Source organism: Micromonospora sp. DT47, assembly GCF_049844475.1.
GTDB lineage: Bacteria > Actinomycetota > Actinomycetes > Mycobacteriales > Micromonosporaceae > Micromonospora.
On the sequence record NZ_JBNCLC010000002.1, the window covers coordinates 191,290 to 210,057 of the forward strand.

The 18,768-nt window shown below is 75.0% G+C and carries 16 protein-coding genes; 11 read left to right on the forward strand and 5 right to left on the reverse strand.

Translation table 11 applies throughout. The features are described from left to right. On the reverse strand, nucleotides 1-467 hold a 467-nt coding region (locus ACLQ2U_RS03515; RefSeq protein WP_425749055.1), incomplete at its 3' end, for an amino acid-binding protein. 149 nt (nucleotides 468-616) lie between these two features. On the opposite strand from ACLQ2U_RS03515, the gene ACLQ2U_RS03520 reads away from it, so the two are divergent. After that, nucleotides 617-1,714 (forward strand): phosphotransferase family protein, encoded by a 1,098-nt coding sequence (locus ACLQ2U_RS03520; RefSeq protein WP_425749056.1) that lies wholly within the window; start codon nucleotides 617-619, stop codon nucleotides 1,712-1,714. Further along, the gene (locus tag ACLQ2U_RS03525) at nucleotides 1,714-2,934 is read left to right on the forward strand and encodes an acyl-CoA dehydrogenase family protein (RefSeq protein ID WP_425749057.1); all 1,221 of its coding nucleotides are present in this window, start codon (nucleotides 1,714-1,716) and stop codon (nucleotides 2,932-2,934) included. The genes ACLQ2U_RS03520 and ACLQ2U_RS03525 overlap by 1 nt, the downstream gene beginning before the upstream one ends. A gap of 43 nt (nucleotides 2,935-2,977) precedes the next feature. Here the strand turns inward: ACLQ2U_RS03525 and ACLQ2U_RS03530 are convergent, their stop codons facing one another. The 3 genes from ACLQ2U_RS03530 to ACLQ2U_RS03540 all read right to left on the reverse strand — a co-directional run bounded on the left by ACLQ2U_RS03530 (nucleotide 2,978) and on the right by ACLQ2U_RS03540 (nucleotide 6,223). Beyond that, on the reverse strand, nucleotides 2,978-4,024 hold the full coding sequence (locus ACLQ2U_RS03530) for a LacI family DNA-binding transcriptional regulator (protein WP_425749058.1): 1,047 nt from the start codon (nucleotides 4,022-4,024) through the stop codon (nucleotides 2,978-2,980). An 89-nt stretch (nucleotides 4,025-4,113) separates the two neighbouring features. After that, nucleotides 4,114-5,547: a GH1 family beta-glucosidase gene (locus ACLQ2U_RS03535; protein WP_425749059.1), complete on the reverse strand. Its 1,434-nt coding sequence runs from the start codon at nucleotides 5,545-5,547 to the stop codon at nucleotides 4,114-4,116. A gap of 130 nt (nucleotides 5,548-5,677) precedes the next feature. Next, entirely contained in the window at nucleotides 5,678-6,223 is a 546-nt protein-coding gene (locus ACLQ2U_RS03540; RefSeq protein WP_425749060.1) for a plasmid pRiA4b ORF-3 family protein, read from the reverse strand. 152 nt (nucleotides 6,224-6,375) lie between these two features. Here ACLQ2U_RS03540 and ACLQ2U_RS03545 point away from each other — a divergent pair, with 152 nt between their 5' ends. Together ACLQ2U_RS03545 and ACLQ2U_RS03550 are read left to right on the forward strand one after the other, a co-directional pair. Further along, nucleotides 6,376-7,161, forward strand: a complete 786-nt coding sequence (locus ACLQ2U_RS03545; RefSeq protein ID WP_425749061.1) for a pyrimidine reductase family protein — start codon at nucleotides 6,376-6,378, stop codon at nucleotides 7,159-7,161. Between the two features lie 358 nt (nucleotides 7,162-7,519). Beyond that, on the forward strand, nucleotides 7,520-8,008 hold the full coding sequence (locus ACLQ2U_RS03550; RefSeq protein ID WP_425749062.1) for a DUF7144 family membrane protein: 489 nt from the start codon (nucleotides 7,520-7,522) through the stop codon (nucleotides 8,006-8,008). Here the strand turns inward: ACLQ2U_RS03550 and ACLQ2U_RS03555 are convergent. Continuing rightward, nucleotides 7,938-9,566, reverse strand: a complete 1,629-nt coding sequence (locus ACLQ2U_RS03555; RefSeq protein WP_425749063.1) for a hypothetical protein — start codon at nucleotides 9,564-9,566, stop codon at nucleotides 7,938-7,940. The genes ACLQ2U_RS03550 and ACLQ2U_RS03555 overlap by 71 nt on opposite strands. Nucleotides 9,567-9,817: 251 nt before the next feature. Here ACLQ2U_RS03555 and ACLQ2U_RS03560 point away from each other — a divergent pair, with 251 nt between their 5' ends. The 7 genes from ACLQ2U_RS03560 (at nucleotide 9,818) to ACLQ2U_RS03590 (ending at nucleotide 18,628) form a co-directional block, all read left to right on the forward strand. After that, nucleotides 9,818-11,566, forward strand: a complete 1,749-nt coding sequence (locus tag ACLQ2U_RS03560) for an ATP-binding protein (RefSeq protein WP_425749064.1) — start codon at nucleotides 9,818-9,820, stop codon at nucleotides 11,564-11,566. 16 nt (nucleotides 11,567-11,582) lie between these two features. Then, entirely contained in the window at nucleotides 11,583-12,731 is a 1,149-nt protein-coding gene (locus ACLQ2U_RS03565) for an exonuclease SbcCD subunit D (RefSeq protein ID WP_425749065.1), read from the forward strand. Then, the gene (locus tag ACLQ2U_RS03570; RefSeq protein ID WP_425749066.1) at nucleotides 12,731-15,205 is read left to right on the forward strand and encodes an AAA family ATPase; all 2,475 of its coding nucleotides are present in this window, start codon (nucleotides 12,731-12,733) and stop codon (nucleotides 15,203-15,205) included. The genes ACLQ2U_RS03565 and ACLQ2U_RS03570 overlap by 1 nt, the downstream gene beginning before the upstream one ends. 43 nt (nucleotides 15,206-15,248) lie before the next feature. Continuing rightward, nucleotides 15,249-16,217: a hypothetical protein gene (locus ACLQ2U_RS03575; RefSeq protein WP_425749067.1), complete on the forward strand. Its 969-nt coding sequence runs from the start codon at nucleotides 15,249-15,251 to the stop codon at nucleotides 16,215-16,217. Beyond that, entirely contained in the window at nucleotides 16,217-17,074 is an 858-nt protein-coding gene (locus ACLQ2U_RS03580) for a spermidine synthase (RefSeq protein WP_425749068.1), read from the forward strand. Before ACLQ2U_RS03575 ends, ACLQ2U_RS03580 begins: the two co-directional genes overlap by 1 nt. A gap of 79 nt (nucleotides 17,075-17,153) precedes the next feature. Then, nucleotides 17,154-17,852 carry a sigma-70 family RNA polymerase sigma factor gene (locus ACLQ2U_RS03585; RefSeq protein ID WP_425749069.1) on the forward strand — a complete coding sequence of 233 codons (699 nt, stop codon included), beginning with the start codon at nucleotides 17,154-17,156 and terminating at the stop codon, nucleotides 17,850-17,852. Then, nucleotides 17,849-18,628, forward strand: a complete 780-nt coding sequence (locus ACLQ2U_RS03590; RefSeq protein WP_425749070.1) for an anti-sigma factor family protein — start codon at nucleotides 17,849-17,851, stop codon at nucleotides 18,626-18,628. Before ACLQ2U_RS03585 ends, ACLQ2U_RS03590 begins: the two co-directional genes overlap by 4 nt. Nucleotides 18,629-18,768 lie beyond the last annotated feature (140 nt).

Below are 18,768 nucleotides of genomic sequence, written 5' to 3' on the forward strand. Positions count from 1 at the left end.
GGTGCCCCGGGGGCCGGGGGCCCCGGGGGGCCCCCCCGGGGGGGGGCCCCGCGGGTCGCCGTCCCTCCACCGGTACGCGAGGCCCAGTCCAGCGGCACCACCGCGGCGACCGCCCAGTCCGCGGCGAGCAGCCCCGGCACCGCGTCGACCAGGGTGGCCACCCCGTCGGTCGGGTTCGCGGCGACCTGGGCCAGCAGCTCGGCGTCCTGCCCGGTGGTGGTCGGGGCGCCGATCGCCCGCCAGACGCCGTCGACGCGTACCCCGGGGATGGCGGCCAGGCCGGCCAGCAGGCGCTCCACCCGGGCGGCGCCCGGCCAGACCACGGTGAAGTCGTCCACGGCCCGCCCGCCGAGCCGCTCCAGGACCACCACCTGGACGATGTCGGCGCCGGAGACGCCGAGCGTGCGGGCCACCTGGCCGAGCGTGCCGGGTCGGTCCGGCAGGGTCACCCGAACTCTCAGCAACATGTCTGTCCCTCCGCTCGGCGGGCCGGCCGTCGCGGCCGGCAGGCTGGGCACCAGCCTGCCGGTTGACCATTTCGCCCCTGTTGCAGCGGCATGTCCCGGGCGGAAAGTCCGACCTTGACAAGAAAGCTGAGCTGCCATCAACTAATCGGATGACCGAACCGGCCGTCGACGCGCACCAGGCTCCCGACACCCCGACCGGCTCGGAGCCCGGCCGGTCCCCGAAGGGCCTGGATCTCGACCGGCTCGCCGCGTACCTCGACACCCACCGGCCGGGGCTGGCCGCCGGGCCGCTGCGGGCGACGCTGATCGCCGGCGGCAAGTCCAACCTGACCTACCTGCTGCAGGCGGGCGAGCAGGAGCTGGTGCTGCGCCGGCCCCCGCTCGGCCACGTGCTGGCCACCGCGCACGACATGGCCCGCGAGTTCCGGGTGATCTCCGCGCTGACGCCCACCGCCGTGCCGGTCCCGGCGGCGCTGCTGCTGTGCGCGGACGCCGACGTGATCGGCGCACCGTTCTACCTGATGGAACGGGTGCGCGGCGAGGTGTTCCGCAGCCGCGCGCAGACCGACCCGCTCGGCGCCGACCGGCGGCGCGAGCTGGCCCTGGCGATGATGGACACGCTCGCCGCGCTGCACACCGTCGACCCGGCCGAGGTGGGGCTGGCCGACTTCGGCCGGCCCGAGGGTTACCTGGGCCGGCAGGTGCGCCGCTGGGCCGGCCAGCTCGACCGGTCCCGCAGCCGCCCGCTGCCCGGCATCGACGAGCTGCGCGACCTGCTCGCCGCGTCGGTGCCGGAGGGCGCCAACGCGGGGCGGATCGTGCACGGCGACTACCGGCTGGACAACCTCCTCGCCACCGTCGACCCGGTCTCGGTGCGGGCGGTGCTCGACTGGGAGATGGCCACCCTCGGCGACCCGCTTGCCGACCTGGGGCTGCTGCTGACGTACTGGGACGTGCTCGGTGACAGCGACCTCGCCGAGGGCAACCCGGTGGCCGACGGGATCGGCCCGCGCGCCGGGTTCCCCACCGGCGCCGAGCTGATCGACCGGTACGCCGGCCGCAGCGGCGTCGACGTGGGCCCGCTGCACTGGCACGTGGCGCTCGGCTGCTTCAAGCTCGCGGTGATCTGCGAGGGGATCCACTACCGGCACACCCTCGGGCAGACCCTCGGCGGGGGCTTCGACCGGATCGGCGACATGGTGACGCCGCTGGTCGAGCACGGCCTGCGCGCGGTCAGGGAGAAGTGATGGACTTCGCGTACGACGCCCGCACCATCGAGCTGCAGGGACAGCTGAGCGCCTTCCTGGACGAGTGCGTGTACCCGGCCGAGGCGGTGCACGCCGAGCAGGTCACGGCCGCCGGTGACCCCTGGTCGCGCCCCCCGGTGCTGGAGGAGCTGAAGGTCGAGGCGCGCAAGCGCGGCCTGTGGAACCTCTTCCTGCCCGACCCGCGCTACGGCGCCGGCCTGACCAGCCTGCAGTACGCCCCGCTCGCCGAGTTGACCGGCCGCAGCCCGCACCTGGCCCCGGAGGCGGTCAACTGCGCCGCCCCGGACACCGGCAACATGGAGCTGCTCGCCGAGTTCGGCTCCGAGGCGCAGCGGGAGCGCTGGCTGCGCCCGCTGCTGGAGGGGGAGATCCGCTCCGCGTTCTGCATGACCGAGCCGGAGGTGGCCTCCTCCGACGCCACCAACATCGCCACCCGGATCACCCGCGACGGCGACGAGTACGTGATCAACGGGCGCAAGTGGTGGTCGTCCGGGGCGATGGACCCGCGCTGCGAGATCTTCATCGTGATGGGCAAGACCGACCCCGACGCCGACCGGCACCGCCAGCAGAGCATGGTCCTGGTCCCCCGGGACACCCCCGGGGTGACGGTGCGCCGGGGCATGACGGTCTTCGGCTACAGCGACGCCCCGCACGGCGGGCACGCCGAGATCGACTTCACCGACGTCCGGGTGCCGGCGGAGAACCTGGTCGGCGCCGAGGGCACCGGCTTCGCCATCGCCCAGGCCCGGCTCGGGCCGGGCCGGATCCACCACTGCATGCGGCTGATCGGCATGGCCGAACGGGCCCTGGAGCTGCTCTGCAAGCGGGCCACCGAGCGGGTCGCGTTCGGCCGGCCCCTCGCCGAGCAGGGGGTGGTCCGGGAGTGGATCGCCGAGTCCCGGGTCCGCATCGAGCAGGCCCGGCTGCTGGTGCTCAAGACCGCCTGGCTGATGGACACCGTCGGCAACAAGGGCGCGCACACCGAGATCCAGGCCATCAAGATCGCCACGCCGGCGATGGCGGAGTGGGTGATCGACAAGGCCATCCAGGGGTACGGCGGCGCTGGCGTCAGCCAGGACACCCCGCTGGCCGGGTTGTGGGCCCAGGCCCGCACCCTCCGCCTGGCCGACGGCCCCGACGAGGTCCACAAGGCCTCCCTCGCCAAGCGCGAACTCCGCCGCCGGACCACCCCCGCCTGACCCAGCCCGCGCGTCCCGTCGAACGCGGATCTTGGGGCGGGGGTCAGGCGGAGGCGCGTTGGACGAGCTTGGTCTCGAGGAGGATGTGCGGGGTGGGGATCTCGTCGCCCCGGATCCGGGCGACCAGCAGCCTGGCCATCTGCCGGCCCATCTCCTCCACCGGCTGGAACACCGTGGTCAGCGGCGGGTCGGACTGCTGGGCGATCGGCGCGTCGTCGAAGCCGACGACCGCCACGTCCTCGGGGACCCGGCGGCCGGCCTCGCGCAGCGTCCGGAGCGCGCCGAAGGCCATCAGGTCGGAGGCGACGAAGACCCCGTCCAGGTCGGGGCAGGTCTCCAGCAACTGCCGCATGCCGGCGGCGCCGCTGCCCTCGCTGAAGTCGCCGTACGCGATCATCCGCGGGTCGGCGCCACCGCCGGTGGCCTGAACGGCCTCCCGGTAGCCGGTGAGCCGGTCCACGCCGGCGCCCATGTCCTGCGGGCCGGCGATGTGCGCGATCCGCCGCCGCCCCTTGCCGGCCAGGTGCTCCACGGCGTGCCGGGCCCCGCCGATGTTGTCCACGTCGACGAACCAGGACGGCTGGGCGCCGGGCTGGAGCATCCGGGCCGGCCGGCCGCCCAGCACGGTCGGCAGGTCGCGCTCCTGCAGCAGGGTGGGCAGCGGGTCGGAGTCGTGCAGCGACAGCAGCAGCACGCCGTCCACGTGCTGGTTGGTCAGGTGGTGCTCGACCCGTTCCCGCTCGATCGGGGACTGCACCATGGCGAGCCAGAGCTGCAGCGGCGTCTCCAGCAGGCCGGAGCTGACGCCGCGGACGATGCCGGCGAAGAACGGCTCGGTGAAGACCCGCTCCCCTGACTCGGAGACGACCAGGGCGATCGAGTCGGTCCGCTGGGTGACCAGTGCCCGGGCGGCCCGGTTCGGGACGTACCCCAGCTCGGCGATGGCCTGCTGGACCGCGGCCCGGGCCTCCGGGCTGACCTGGGGCGAGCCGTTGACCACCCGGGAGACCGTGCCGCGCCCGACGCCCGCGCGGACGGCGACCGCGTCGAGGGTCGGGCGCCCGAGCGACCGGGTGCGCTGCGTTGTCATCGTCTGCTCCTCCGACGTCGGGCGGGCCCGGCCGCCACCCGTGGGGAGCGGGTGGGCGCCGGGGCCGCCCGGAAGTGGCTGGCCCTCGCCTATTGTGCGGCCAGACCGTTGCGTCGGATCACCTCGGCGTACCACCTGGCGCTCGACTTAGGGATTCGGGCCTGACTGTCGTAATCGACGTACACCATCCCGAAGCGCTTGGTGTAGCCCCAGGCCCACTCGAAATTATCCATCAGCGACCAGGCGAAGTAGCCCCGCAGGGGCACCCCGGCGCTGATCGCCTCGTACGAGGCGCGCAGGTGTGCGTCGAAGTAGCCGAGCCGGTCGACGTCGTCGACCCGCCCGTCGACCACCGCGTCCACGAAGGCCGAGCCGTTCTCGGTGACGTAGAGCGGCAGGTCGGTGTACTCGTCGTGCACCCGGCGCAGGGTCTCCACCAGGCCCGGGGAGTCGATCTCCCAGTCCATGTCGGTGACCGGTACGCCCCGGGTGACGAACCGGACGTCCTCGCTGCCCGGCCAGCACGACGGCGCCCGCCAGTACTTCTCCGGCGGGGCCCCCTCGACCGGGGCGGCGACCACGTGCCGGCTGTAGTAGTTGACGCCGACCAGGTCCAGCGGGGTGGAGATGGTGGCCAGGTCGCCGTCGCGGACGTGCCCGAAGTCGGTCACCTGCCGCAGGTCGGCGGTGAGGTCGGCCGGGTACGACCCGCGCAGCACCGGGTCGAGGAAGAACCGGTTGGCCAGCCCGTCGATCCGGCGGGCGGCGTCGACGTCGGCCGGCGCGTCGGTGGCCGGGGTGACCGGGTAGAGGTTGACGGTGATGCCGACCTGCGCCTGCGGCAGGGACGCCCGCAGCGCCCGCACGGCGAGCCCGTGCCCGAGCATCAGGTGGTGCCCGGCGCGGACGCTGTCCGCCCCGTCGGAGCGGCCGGGGGCGTGCACCCCGGAGCCGTAGCCGAGGAAGGCCGAGCACCAGGGCTCGTTCAGCGTCGTCCAGTACCTCACCCGGTCGCCGAGGGCGTCCGCGACGAGCTGCGCGTAGTCGGCGAACCGGGCGGCGGTGTCCCGGGCCGGCCAGCCGCCGGCGTCCTCCAGCGGCTGGGGCAGGTCCCAGTGGTAGAGGGTCAGCCAGGGCTCGATCCCGTGCGCCAGCAGCTCGTCGACGAGGCGGCGGTAGAAGTCCAGGCCCTGCTGGTTGGCCGGGCCGGAGCCGCCGGGCTGCACCCGCGGCCAGGAGACCGAGAACCGGTACGACTTCAGGCCCAGCTCGGCCATCAGCCGGACGTCGTCGGGCATCCGGTGGTAGTGGTCGCAGGCCACGTCGCCGGTGTGCCCGGCCACCACCCGCCCTTCGGTGTGGCTGAACGTGTCCCAGATCGACGGGGTACGGCCGCCCTCGGTGGCCGCCCCTTCGATCTGGTACGCGGCGGTCGCCGCGCCCCACAGGAAGCCGGGCGGGAAGATCAGTTCCGGCCCCTGGTCAGGTACGCCGACCGCGGGCGGGTGGGCTGGGTTGCTCACGACTTGACAGCACCTTCCATGATCCCGCCGATGTCTGGCGGCCGAACAGGACGAGACACGATTCTATGGGAGCGTTCCCAGAACGTTACCGCCGATGGCGTGCACCGCACCCGGCGTGACCGGAGGGAGCTCAGCAGAGGCGGCGCAGCAGCGTGCTCGCCCGGTCCGGGTCGAAGGCGGCCGGGTCGTAGCCGGGGCCCACCCACTCCCGCATGGTCCGGTGCTCGGCGTGGGCCGGATCGGCCAGCGCCGCCAGCAGCACCAGGTGACCGGTGGCACCCCCGACGTCCTCCGGCGGGCAGGCCCGCTGGCCGTCCAGGCAGGACGGATAGCGGGCCTCCGGGTCGGCGGCGACCACGTCCTCCACCACCAGGTCGTGCTCCCACCAGTCGCCGAAGTCGTAGGTGTAGTGGAACCTGCTGCCCTTGCCGACCACGGCGTCCAGCCGGACGTCCAGCTCGTCGCGGAGCGAGAGCTCACCGTCGGGATCGGGTTCGCCGTACTGCACGCCGTCGATGTCGAACGAGTGCAGGTGGCAGTCCCGCCACCCCATGGCGTGCTGCACCACCCGGTGCACCCGGTCGAGGGTGTAGCCGCCGGGGACCAGCACCCGCCGCCAGACCGGCGGACGCACCCCGGCGAGGGACATCTTCAGCTGGAAGATCTGACGTGGCATGCTGCCCCCTCCTTCCCCACCGCATAGGCTGCCGGCATGATCTGCCGAGCCTGCCGGGAGCGGCGGCACGACGACTGTCCCGGCCGGAAGTGGTGCGACTGCCAGCACCGTACCCCCGCACCCACCCCTCCGGTCACCGGTCCGGCCGGCGAATGAGCGTCGGGATTCCGATCTCGCAGGTCTGGCCGGCGCCGGACGCCGGGCCGCTGGACGACGCGGCGCTGACCGCCCTCTACGGCCGGGCCGACCGTCCGCACCTGCGGGTCAACTTCGTCTCCAGCGTCGACGGCGCGGTCACCCTGGACGGCTACTCGGCCGGGCTCTCCGGGGAGCCGGACAAGCGGGTCTTCGGGCTGCTCCGGATGCTCTGTGACGGACTGCTGGTGGCCGCCGGCACGCTGCGGCACGAGGGCTACCGCGCGGTGCGGCTGAGCGAGCCGCGCCGGGCCTGGCGGCGCGAGCGGGGGCTGGCCGGGTACCCGACCCTGGTGGTGGTCTCCGGGTCGCTGGGCCTCGACCCGGCGCAGGCGGCCTTCGCCGACGCGCCGGTGCGGCCGATCGTGCTCACCTCCGAGGCGGCCGAGGCGCCACCCGGGCTGACCGACGTCGCCGACCTGGTCCGCTGCGGCGCCGACCGGGTGGACCTCGCCGCCGGCCTGGCCGAGCTGCGCCGGCGCGGGCTGGCACAGCTGCTCTGCGAGGGCGGCCCGCACCTGTTCGGCGCGCTCACCGCGGCGGACCTGGTCGACGAGCTCTGCCTGACCGTCGCCCCGCTGCTCGCCGGGGCCGGCCCGGGACGGATCACCGCCGGCGAGCCGAGCGCGCCCCGGCAGCTGCCGCTGCGGCACGTGCTGGCCGCCGCCGACGGGGTGCTGATGCTGCGCTACGCCCGCGACGCCGCCGCCGCGGCGCAAGAACGGGCACAGAACGGAAGGTAGGAAGCGGACCTGTCGTTCTGTCGTACCCGAACGGCATTGTCTCAGCATGGGTGCTGGGGCACCCCATCGAGGCGGTCGGCGACGAAGCAGGAACCCCCGCGGGTGACCGCGGGGCTCCCGCCCCTTGGGCCGGGAGGATGCCAAGCAGAAGCAGGAGTCGCTTCTTCCGTCAGCATGACGGAGTACGTCATTCGAACTGAATCGCCGCGCCGGCCTATGGAGGGCTGCCAGCATGTCCGCTGCGAGCGGGACTTGCCACAGGCGCCTTGAGCATGGGGAACTGCCTCAACCGCCCTGACCGCCTGATGGATTCGCCTGGTCCGCCGTCGGCGGTCGGTAGGCTCCTTAGCCTGAGCAGATGGGTGCTATGCAGCCAATCCGCGACATCGGCACGGTCGAGGCCGGCCGTCCGCTGCTCGCCGGCGGGCTGCTGGCCGGCGGCGGACTGATCGACGTGATCTCGGCGTGGGCCCGCACGAGGGACGACCCGTTCGCGGTGGAGACCGGTCAGGGCGTGTACCGGATAGACATCACGGCCTGGGCCTGGCTGCACGTCGCGGTCGGCGTGGTGGTGGCGGTCGCCGGGCTGCTGGCGGCCACCGGCCGCCGGGGGACCGTGCCGGTCGCCGTGGGCTGCGCCGCCCTGGCGGTCGCCCTCGACCTGCTGCTGTTCCCCTACGCACCGGTCCGGGCACTGCTGGTGGTCGCGCTCGACGGGGCCGCCGCACGGCTGCTGGTCCGGCACCGCTGGGCGGCCGCCGGAGCGCCGGCCCCGCTCAGCGCGGCTCGCAGACCCGGCCGGTCCTCGCCGGATCCCCCTCCCGGGTCGCCGACCAGATCGGATTGAGCGACACCGCCAGCGGCGGCGCCTGCCAGGCCGCGCCCAGCCGCTGCAGCGTTTGGTACTCCCGGCGGGGGTGCTCGACCGGCTCGCCGGCGAGGAACGCGACCACCCGGTCCTCGGCGGTCCGCCGGCCCAGCAGACCGCCGTGGAAGGCGGGCTCCTCGTAGACCGGGACGCGGCTGTACTCCCCCGGCGGCGCCTCGGCGGCGCTGATCGTCGGCAGGAAGGCGATCATCCGCACTCCGGGGACCGGGCAGAGCGTGCGGTTGCGGTAGAACGGCGCGTCGATCAGCAGCGACCGCACGAAGCGCCCGTCCGGCTGGTCCTTCACCGACCGGGGCAGGTTGGCCAGCCAGGAGATCACCCGCAGTTCCCAGCCGGCCGCCATCCCCCACCCGGCGTGGCCGGGCGGCGGGTAGTACGTCCGCCCCGCCTGCACCAGCGGGCTGAACAGCACCGTCGCGGTCACCGGGCCGCGGGGCAGCTTCTCCAGGTAGGTCCGCGCCACCATGGCCCCCTCGCTCTCCCCGACCAGGGCCACCGGCCGGCCCGTCCGCCGGTGCAGCGCGTCCACCTGCGCGGCGAGCAGCACGCTGGCCGAGTCGAGCGAGCGGTGCGTCGCCTCCGGCCGGTACGGCAGCGGCCGGCCCTCGGCGTCCAAGCCCCGGTAGGAGAACCGCTCCACCCGGGGGTCGGCGGCCGGTTCCCCGCCCCAGCGCGAGTCGTGCCCGGCGAGGACGACCACCGCCTGCGGCACCCGGTCCGGCAGCCGATGGGTGAGGATCGGCGGCCGCCACTCGCCCTGCCTGCCGGCCGCGATCCCGATCAGCGACTGGGCCCAGACCGCGCCGGCCATGGTGAGGACGATGGCGACCGGGGCGACCGGCACGCGCGCCCAGCGGACCCGGGCGGGCACCGCGGCGTCGGCCACGACCCGCTGCCAGAGCAGCCCGTTGGCCAGCCCGGCCAGGCCGGCCACCCCGACGGCCCACCAGCCGGGGACGCTGGTGATGAGCGCGCCGGCCACGGTCAGCACCACGAAGTTCAGCGCCGACCAGCCGAACATCTCGATCGTCGGCAGCCCCCGCCACCAGCGGTCGACCACGCCGGCCCGGGCGAGGAAGGGGGCGAGCACCACCATCGGGCCGAGCGAGCCGAACAGGTACCAGGAGAGCGAGACCGCGGAGAAGGCCACCGAGAGCGCGGCCCACGGCGAGATGACCAGCGCGGCCAGCAGCGCGACCTCCAGGTTGCGCCGGACCAGCCACCCGCGGCTCGGGCGGGGCACCCCGGCCGGCCAGGCCAGCGCGGTCAGCCCGGCGGAGAGCAGGCCCCGGGTCACCGTGACGCCGGCGAGGCCGAGCAGGAAGGTGAGCCAGGAATCGTGGTAGACGAGCAACCAGCGCAGGTCGTGGTACGAGTCGTACGGCCAGACCGCGGTGACCTGCGGGGCGAGTCCCCGGGCGGCGCGCAGCCCGACGCCGAGCAGCACGACCTCCTCCAGCACCGGCGGCAGCGCAGCGAGCACCAGCAGCCCAGCCAGCCGGCCCTTCGGTCCCACGCTCCCTCCCCGCTTCCTGGCCCCCGCGGGATCTCGCTCCCCGGCCTCCCGCAGGATCTCGCGGATCGCGCCGGTTCGGGTGGGAATCGCGCCGACGAGAACACCCGGTGTGGTCGGGCGACCCCGGTGCGCGAGGGTGCCGGACGGCGTCGCGTGGCGTCCGCCGCGTCGCGTGGCAACCTGTCGTACTCCTCGGGCAGGATGCACAACGTGTGCCCTGCCCGAGACGACCAGCTGACCGGAGCCCGCCGATGACCGACGACCTGCTCGACGGCCCCGGCAAGGCGGTCGGCCGGGTGCTCGGCACCGCCGACGCCACCCCGCTGCAGTTCTGGACCGCCGTCTCCCCCGACAGCTACCTCCAGCTCGACGACGTGGTGGTCACCCGGCGGGAGCTGCCCGACCGTGAGCCGGTGACGATCGCCGGGGTGGTCACCCAGGTCCGGGCCCGGCACGAGGGCGCCCAGTTCGACTCGGACGTGTTCGCCATCGCCGACGGCACCCTCCCGGCCCAGGTGCAGGAGGCCGCCGAGATCACCACCACCCGGGTCGACCCGGAGTTCTACGTGCCGCCCACGCCGGGCGCGGCGGTGTACCGGGCCGAGGGCGACGCCCGGGCCCGGGCGCTGCACTTCGACCGGATGGAACGGCGGATCCCGATGGGCATGGGCCGCGACGGGGTGCCGGTCTACCTCAACGCCGACTTCCTCGACGGCAGCCGGGGCGCGCACGTCTCCATCTCCGGCATCTCCGGCGTGGCCACCAAGACCAGCTTCGCCACCTTCCTGCTCTACTCGGTCTTCCGCTCCGGGGTGCTCGGCGGCGACGCGGTCAACGCCAAGGCGCTGATCTTCAACGTCAAGGGCGAGGACCTGCTCTTCCTCGACCACCCCAACGCCCGGCTCGACGACCCGACCCGGGCCGCGTACGCGAAGCTCGGGCTGGACGCCGGCGCGTTCCCCGACGTCCGGGTGTACGCCCCGCCGAGGGTCGGCGACTCCTCCGGCACGCCGGACGTGAGCAGCCGGCTCACCGGGGTGGACAGCTTCTACTGGACGCTGAGCGAGTTCTGCGCCGACCGGCTCCTGCCGTACGTCTTCGCCGACGCCGACGACGAGCGCCAGCAGTACACGATGGTGGTCCACTCGGTCGCCGCCCACCTGGCCCGCTACGCCCAGCCCGCCGACGGCGGGGTGAGCGTCGACGGGGTCCGGCTCGGGTCGTACGCCGACCTGGTCGACCACATCGTCGAGCAGCTCAACGACGACGAGACCCGGGGCGACTGGGCCGGCAGCGCGGTGGGCCTGGGCACCATCAACGCGTTCGCCCGCCGGCTGATCGGCAGCAAGAAGGACCTCGGCCGGCTGATCCGCGGCGACCTGGCCACCCGCCGACCGCACTCGATCAACACCGCGGAGAGCGCCCAGGTCACCGTGGTCGACCTGCACAACCTGCCGGACCGGGCGCAGCGCTTCGTGGTCGGCGTGACGCTGAAGAGCGAGTTCGAGCGCAAGGAGAAGGCCGGCACCGCCAAGCCGCTGCTCTTCGTCGTCCTCGACGAGCTCAACAAGTACGCCCCGCGCGAGGGCTCCTCCCCGATCAAGGAGGTGCTGCTCGACATCGCCGAGCGGGGCCGCTCGCTCGGGGTGATCCTGGTCGGCGCGCAGCAGACCGCGAGCGAGGTGGAGCGGCGGATCGTCACCAACTCGGCGATCCGGGTGGTCGGCCGGCTCGACCCGGCCGAGGCGTCCCGCCCGGAGTACGGCTTCCTGCCGCCGGCCCAGCGCCAGCGGGCGCTGCTGGCCAAGCCGGGCACGATGTTCGTCAACCAGCCGGACATCCCGATCCCGCTCTGCCTGGAGTTCCCCTTCCCGGCCTGGGCGACCCGGGTCTCCGAGGCGGGTCGGGCGCCCTCGGAGACGCTGCGCTCGATCACCCAGTCGGCGGACCCGTTCGCGGTGGTCGGCTCGGGCGCCGGCGACGACGACATCCCGTTCTAGGGAAGGCTGCCCACCCGTGAAGATCCTGCACACCTCGGACTGGCACGTCGGCAAGGTGCTCAAGGGGCAGTCCCGCGCCGAGGAGCACAAGCAGGTGCTCGCCGGGGTGATCGAGATCGCCCGCGACGAGCGCCCCGACCTGGTCATCGTCGCCGGCGACCTCTACGACACCGCCGCCCCCACCGCCGAGGCGACCCGGCTGGTGACCCGGGCGCTGACCGCGCTGCGGCGCACCGGCGCGGACGTGGTGGCGATCGGCGGCAACCACGACAACGGCCAGGCGCTCGACGCGCTGCGCCCGTGGGCCGACGCCGCCGGCATCACCCTGCGCGGCGGCGTCCGGGAGAATCCGGCCGAGCACGTCATCGACGGCGTCACCCGCGACGGCGAACGCTGGCAGCTGGCCGCGCTGCCCTTCCTCTCCCAGCGGTACGCGGTCCGCGCGGTGGAGATGTACGAACTGACCGCCGCCGAGGCGACCCAGACGTACGCCGACCACCTCGGCCGGATCCTCGCGCGGCTCACCGAGGGCTTCGCCGAACCGGACCGGGTGCACCTGGTCACCGCCCACGTCACCGTGGTCGGGGGGACCACCGGCGGCGGCGAGCGGGACGCGCACACCGTGCTCGGCTACGCCGTACCGGCGACCGTCTTCCCGGGCACCGCGCACTACGTGGCGCTGGGCCACCTGCACCGCTCCCAGCGGGTGATCGGCCCCTGCCCGGTGCGCTACAGCGGCAGCCCGCTCGCGGTCGACTTCGGCGAGCAGGAGAACGTCCCGTCGGTGACGCTGGTCGAGGTGACCGCCCGCACCGCCGCCCAGATCCGCGAGGTGCCGGTGTCCGCGGCGGTGCCGCTGCATACGGTCCGCGGCACCCTCGCCCAGCTGGCCGAGCTGACCCCACCGGAGGGCTGGCTGCGGGTGTACGTCCGCGAGCAGCCCCGGGCCGGCCTGCGCGAGGAGGTGCAGGAGCTGCTCCCCCGCGCGCTGGAGATCCGGATCGACCCGGAGCTGGTCCCCACGCCGGGCAGCGGCACCCGGGTCGCCCAGCGGGCCGGCCGCTCCCCCCGCCAGCTCTTCGCCGACTACCTGGACAGCAAGGGCCACGACGACGACGGGGTGCGGGAGCTCTTCGACGAGCTCTTCGAGGAGGTCGACCGCTGATGCGCCCGATGCGGCTGGACATGGCGGGCTTCACCGTCTTCCGCGAGGAGACCACCGTCGACTTCACCGACGCGGACTTCTTCGCGCTGGTCGGCCCGACCGGCTCGGGCAAGTCGACGGTGCTGGACGCGATCTGCTTCGCCCTCTACGGCACGGTGCCCCGCTGGGGCGGCACCCGGGGTCTGGCCAACGCCCTCGCGCCGTCGGCCACCGAGGCCCGGGTGCGGCTGGTCTTCGAGTCGGCCGGGGCCCGCTACGTGGCGACCCGGGTGGTCCGGCGGGACGGCCGGGGCGCGGTCAAGACCGCCAACGCCGGGCTGCAGTTGATGCCGGCCGGCTTCGACGTCACCAAGCTGGACACCGGGCTGAGCCCGGAGGATCTCGGCGAGGTGCTCGCCGGCACCCCGGCCGAGATGGAGGCCGCGGTGCTGGAGGCGGTCGGGCTGCCGTACGAGCAGTTCACCTCCTGCGTGGTGCTGCCGCAGGGCCAGTTCGCCGACTTCCTGCACGCCAAGCCGGCGACCCGGCAGCAGATCCTGGTCAACCTGCTCGGCCTCGGGGTCTACGAGGACGTGCAGAAGCGGGCCACCGAACGGGCCGGGCAGGCCGAGGCGAAGCTGGAGGCGGTGGACCGGGTCCTCGCCGGGCTGACCGACGTCGACGACGCGACCCTGGCGGCGGCGACCGCGCAGGTGGAGCGGATGCGCGAGCTGTCCGGGGCGGTCGGTGCCGCCGTACCGGAGCGGGAGCGCGCCCGGGCCGCGGCCCGGGAGGCGACCGCGGCGCTGGCCGCCCTGGACGCCGACCTGGCCGGGCTGGCCGGGGTGCGTGCCCCGGACGGGGTGGCCGAGGTGGCCCGGGCGGTGACCACGGCGCGGGCGGCGGCCGACGAGGCCACGGCCGCGGTGGCGCTGGCCGAGGAGCGCGAGGAGAAGCTGCGCGGCGAGCTGGCCGCCGCCGGCGACGAGAGCACGCTGCGGCTGCTGCTCAGGGCGCACGCCGACCGGGACCGGCTGACCGGCGAGACCGAGACGGTCCGAACGGCGCTGGAGGCGGCGCAGCAGGAGCACGACGCGGCGGTCGCGGCGCTCGGCGCCGCCCGGAAGGCGTCCGCGCGGGCCGACACCGACCTCGAGGCCGCGTTCCGCGCCCACGAGGAGGCCAAGGCCACCGATCAGGCCGTGGCGCTGCGCGCCCACCTCGCCGACGGCGCCACCTGCCCGGTCTGCGAGCAGACCGTGGACCGGGTGCCGCCGGTGCCGGCCGGCTCGGCGGTGGCCGCGGCGACCGCCGCCGGCAAGGCGGCCCGGGCCGGCACCAAGGCGGCGCAGGCGCTCGTGCAGGAGCGCGACGCCGCCGCGCGGGATCTGGACCGGGTGCTGGCCCGCGCCCGCGCCCAGCACGACCAGCTCCGCTCCCGCCTCGCCGAGCTGGACGACCAGCTCGCCGACGCCGCGACCCCCGAGGCGCTACGCGCGGCGCTGGCCGAGCACGCCCGGCTGCGCGGGGCGCTGGACGAGGCCGGCGCGGCGGTCCGCGCCGGCCGGGACGCCACCCGCCGGGCCCGGGGCGCGCTCGACGCCGCGGAGGAGCGGTTGCGCGCCACCTGGCGCGGCTTCGACACCGCCCGGGACGGGCTGGCCCGGTTCGGGCCGCCGGCCGCCGACCGCGACGACGTCGCCGCCGCCTGGGCCGTCCTCGTCGACTGGGCCGCCGGGCAGGCGGGGCAGCGGCGCGCGGAGCGGGTCGAGCTGGCCGCGTCGGTGGCCGGTGCCGAGGCGGCCGCCACGGCCGTCGAGGACCGGATCGGCGGCCTGCTCGGCGCCGCCGGCCTGCCACCCGCCGACGACCCGGTACGCGCGGTGACGGTCGCCACCGAACGCGCCGAGGCCGACCGGCGCCGGCTGAAGGAGCGCCGCGCGCAGGCCGGTGAGCTGCGCGGGCAGCGGGCCGAGCACGAGCGGCAGGCCCGCACCGCCCGGGCGCTCGCCGGGCACCTGCGGGCCAACAACTTCGAGCGGTGGCTGCTCGCCGAGGCGCTCGACCTGCTGGTCGACGGCGCCTCCCGGATCCTGCGCGAACTCTCCCAGGGCCAGTACGACCTGGTCCACGACAAGGGCGAGTTCCTCGTGGTCGACCACCACGACGCGGGGCTGCGCCGGGCGGTGCGCACCCTCTCCGGCGGGGAGACGTTCCAGGCGTCGCTGGCGCTGGCCCTGGCGCTCTCCGAACAGCTCGCCGGGATGTCCACCACCGCCGCCAGCCTCGAGTCGATCGTGCTGGACGAGGGCTTCGGCACCCTCGACGCGGCCACCCTGGACACGGTCGCCGCCACCCTGGAGAGCCTGGCCGCCCGGGGCGACCGGATGGTCGGCGTGGTGACCCACGTGCCGGCGCTGGCCGAGCGGATCCCGGTCCGCTACGAGGTCCGCAAGGACGCCCGCACGGCCCGCGTCGAACGGACCGGCCTGTGAGCGCGGGGCCCCGCCGGACGGCCGGCGGCGGACGGACGGCGGCGTGACCGGGCCCCGGCTCTTCGTCGACGCCTGGGATCCGGCGTACGGCGCCTCGTTCGAGGCGTCCGTCGGCGGGCCGGCCGCGCCGAGCAGCGCCCAGGTCGAGGCGGACGTCGAGCTGCCCGCGGTGGACTGGCGGGCGATCGGCCCCCGGCCGGGGCTGCGCGCGCCCGACGTGGTGCTGCTCGTCGACGGGGTACGCCGGATCGACGCCAGCGTCTGGACGGCCGAGGAGGACGGCGCCTCGTTCCCCGGCATCGCCGCCTCGTACGCCGCCGGCGTGGTTCGCTGCGACCTGGAGCGGGGCGTGGCGGAGCTGGCCGGGGCGCAGGTCGGGCGGGGGCTCTTCACCGCCAGCCCGTCGGCGGAGGACGTGGTCTGCGGGCGGGTCCGCTACCCGGTGCACCGGGTCGGCGGCACCGGCGAGCTGAGCAAGCTCCCGGCGGCGGTGCAGGCGCCGCTGACCGCGCTGGAGGTGGCCGTCTCCGACGCCGCCCGTACCGACGGCGACCTGCTGGTGGTGGACGGCCCGCTGCGTAGCCGGCGGCAGCTGCCGCGCACCCTCGGCTACATCAAGACCCAGCACAGCCAGTACCTCGACGCCGGGCTCACCGCCGTGGTCACCGGGCTCGCTCCGGGTGAGCGGTCCCCGGTGTTCCGCCTCGGCACCGCCTGGGGCGGCTGGTCCTGGTACCTGCGGCTGCCGGTGGCGCCGGGCGCGCCCTGGGCCGGGATCGTGCGGTTGGAGTGCTCGGCGGAGCTGCCGCCGGAGGAGGCGATCGGGCTGGCCGACCTGTCGCTGGTCACGCTGCCCCGGTTCGCCTCCTCGCCGTACAAGGACCCGCGGGCCCCGCAGAACCTGGTGCCGATCGCCGGGCTGGAGCGGCGGCTGCGCGGACTGCTCGGCGACGCCCGGCTGCTGCACCGGGCGCTGACCATGGCCACCCGCGCCGGCGGGGCGCGGCGCTGATGGGACGCCGCCGTGGCGACGACCGGATCGTCGCGCTGGTCGACACCGGCCGGGCCGAGCTGGTGCCGGACGCCGACCGGCCCCGGTCGTGGACGCTGCTGCTGGACGACGCGCCGCAGTCGCACGTGGACCTGGCCGACCCGACCCACCTGGAGTTCGAGTACGTCCGGCGGTTCGGCGCCGCGCTCGACCTGCTCGCCCCGCCCGGCGCGCCGCTGCGGGTGCTGCACCTGGGCGGCGGCGCGCTGACCCTGCCCCGGTACGTCCAGGCCACCCGGCCCGGCTCCACGCAGCGGGTGTCCGAGGTGGACGGCGCGCTGGTCGAGCTGGTCCGGCGGGAGCTGCCCTGGCCGGCCGACCCCCGGCTGAAGGTCCGGGTGGCCGACGCCCGCGCGACGCTGACGTCCACCCGGGACGCCGCCTACGACGTGGTGGTCGCCGACGTCTTCGCCGGGGCCCGCACCCCGGCCCACCTCACCAGCGTCGAGTACGCCGCCGAGGTGGCCCGGGTGCTCGCCCCGACGGGCTGGTACCTGGCCAACGTCGCCGACGGCCCGCCGCTGCGGCACGCCCGCGCCCAGGTCGCCACCGTCCGGTCGGTACTGCCCCGGGCCTGCCTGGTCGGCGACGCGGCGGTGCTGCGCGGGCGGCGCTACGGCAACCTGGTGCTGGTCGCGGGCCGGGTCGAGCCGCCGGTGCCGGAGCTGACCCGGCGCGCGGCCGGGGACTGGTTCCCCGGCCGGGTGCTGGCCGGCGACGAGCTGGACCGGTTCGCCGGCGGCGCCCCGGTCGTCCGGGACGCCGACGCCACCGACTCCACCCCGCCGCCGCCCGGAATTTTTTCGGTCCGCCGTTGATCCGCTAGCGGGACCTGTCCGTATCACCGGGCGGCCCTCCCCGTGGGCCGGCTGATGTCGTTGGACACCAGGAGGTCTCATGCACGCGGTCGCGGCCGGCTGGCAGGGCGAGATGGTCAGGCCAGGGTGGATGTTCGCCCGCGCCCAGCCCCAACCCCGGGCGTCGAGGGCGGGACGCGGGGTCGACTCCGACCCCGCCGCTCGCCAGAATGGCCCGGTGACGCCGCGACCGGCGCCCGGACGCCACCAGGCGGCGTCCCCTGAGGCCAGTCATTCCGACCAGCTCATCCGGCTGCTCTACGCCGAGCACGCCGGGCCGCTGCTGATGTTCGTGATGCGGCTGACCGGCGGTGACCGGCAGCGCGCCGAGGACATCGTGCAGGAGACCCTGCTGCGGGCCTGGCGCAACGCCCACCGGCTGGGCACCCAGGGCCAGGGCTCGCTGCGGCCGTGGCTGGTCACCGTGGCCCGCCGGATCGCCATCGACGAGCACCGCAGCGAGCAGGCCCGGCCGGCGGAGACGTACGACCGGGACCTGACCGCGTTCGCCGAGGCGGACAGCACCGACCGGGTGCTGCGCACGATGACCGTGGCCGACGCGCTGCGTACGCTGAGTCAGTCGCACCGGGAGATCCTGGTGGCGACGTACTTCCGGGGCCGGACGGTGCCGGAGGCGGCCGAGGAGCTGGGCCTTCCGCTCGGCACCGCCAAGTCGCGGGTCTACTACGCGCTGCGCGCCCTGCGCACGGCTCTGCAGGAGAGGGGGGTGACGGAATGAGCCGGGTAGATCACATGGACGTCGCCGCCTACGCGCTCGGCGTGCTGGACGAGCAGGACACCGAACGCTTCGAGGAGCACCTCGCCACGTGCTGGGCGTGCGCCGCCGAGCTGGAGACGATGGTCCCGGTGGTGGGGCTGCTCTCCGACATCGACGGCGAGACGATGATGGCGATGGAGCACACCGCCACCGATCCCGCCCTGCTGGACCGTACCCTCGTCGCGGTGCGCTCCCATCGGCGGCGCGCGCGGATGCGGCGGGTGTTCGCCACGGCCGCGGCGGTCGTCGCGGTCGGCGCGATCAGCGGCGTCGGGGTGGCCACCTTCGGCGGCACCGACGGTCGGGGCCCGGTGATCGCCGAGCCCACCGCGACCGTGCCGGTGGACGATCCGCCCACCCCGGAGCCGACCCGTTCCGGGCCGGGCGCCGGCGGCAACGAGATCGAGGGCGACCAGTTCGACGCCACCGACGGCAGCACCGGGGTCAAGGCCACCATGTGGCTGGCCAACAAGGAGTTCGGCACCTGGATCGGGTTCAACCTGACCCGGCTGCCCGGGCCGCGCACCTGCCGGCTGGTGGTGCTCCGCAAGAACGCCACCACCGAGGTGGTCTCCACCTGGTCGGTGCCGGGCACCGGCTACGGCACCAACACCAACCCGCAGGACCTGCAGCTGGAGGCGTCCACCTCGGCGCCGCGCAACGACATCGCGAAGCTCCAGGTGCAGTCGGTGGACGCGAACGGGGTGGCGAGCCCGCTGGTCACGGTCACACCCTGAGGCACCCGTTCGACTCGGCGCCGCCCACTGTGGGCCGGCGCCGATTCGGCGTACCCGGCGACGGCGCCTCGACGTGCCTGCTCACGTACGGCCACCCGGAACGGTTCAACGGTTCTCTGTGAAATGGCTCACGGTCAATC

Coding starts and splice junctions, on each gene's coding strand:
- ACLQ2U_RS03570 (WP_425749066.1), top strand. CDS start 12,731: ATGCGCCCGATGCGGCTGGACATGGCGGGCTTCACCGTCTTCCGCGAG.
- ACLQ2U_RS03585 (WP_425749069.1), top strand. CDS start 17,154: ATGCACGCGGTCGCGGCCGGCTGGCAGGGCGAGATGGTCAGGCCAGGG.
- ACLQ2U_RS03520 (WP_425749056.1), top strand. CDS start 617: ATGACCGAACCGGCCGTCGACGCGCACCAGGCTCCCGACACCCCGACC.
- ACLQ2U_RS03525 (WP_425749057.1), top strand. CDS start 1,714: ATGGACTTCGCGTACGACGCCCGCACCATCGAGCTGCAGGGACAGCTG.
- ACLQ2U_RS03545 (WP_425749061.1), top strand. CDS start 6,376: ATGAGCGTCGGGATTCCGATCTCGCAGGTCTGGCCGGCGCCGGACGCC.
- ACLQ2U_RS03550 (WP_425749062.1), top strand. CDS start 7,520: ATGGGTGCTATGCAGCCAATCCGCGACATCGGCACGGTCGAGGCCGGC.
- ACLQ2U_RS03580 (WP_425749068.1), top strand. CDS start 16,217: ATGGGACGCCGCCGTGGCGACGACCGGATCGTCGCGCTGGTCGACACC.
- ACLQ2U_RS03530 (WP_425749058.1), bottom strand. CDS start 4,024: ATGACAACGCAGCGCACCCGGTCGCTCGGGCGCCCGACCCTCGACGCG.
- ACLQ2U_RS03540 (WP_425749060.1), bottom strand. CDS start 6,223: ATGCCACGTCAGATCTTCCAGCTGAAGATGTCCCTCGCCGGGGTGCGT.
- ACLQ2U_RS03590 (WP_425749070.1), top strand. CDS start 17,849: ATGAGCCGGGTAGATCACATGGACGTCGCCGCCTACGCGCTCGGCGTG.
- ACLQ2U_RS03560 (WP_425749064.1), top strand. CDS start 9,818: ATGACCGACGACCTGCTCGACGGCCCCGGCAAGGCGGTCGGCCGGGTG.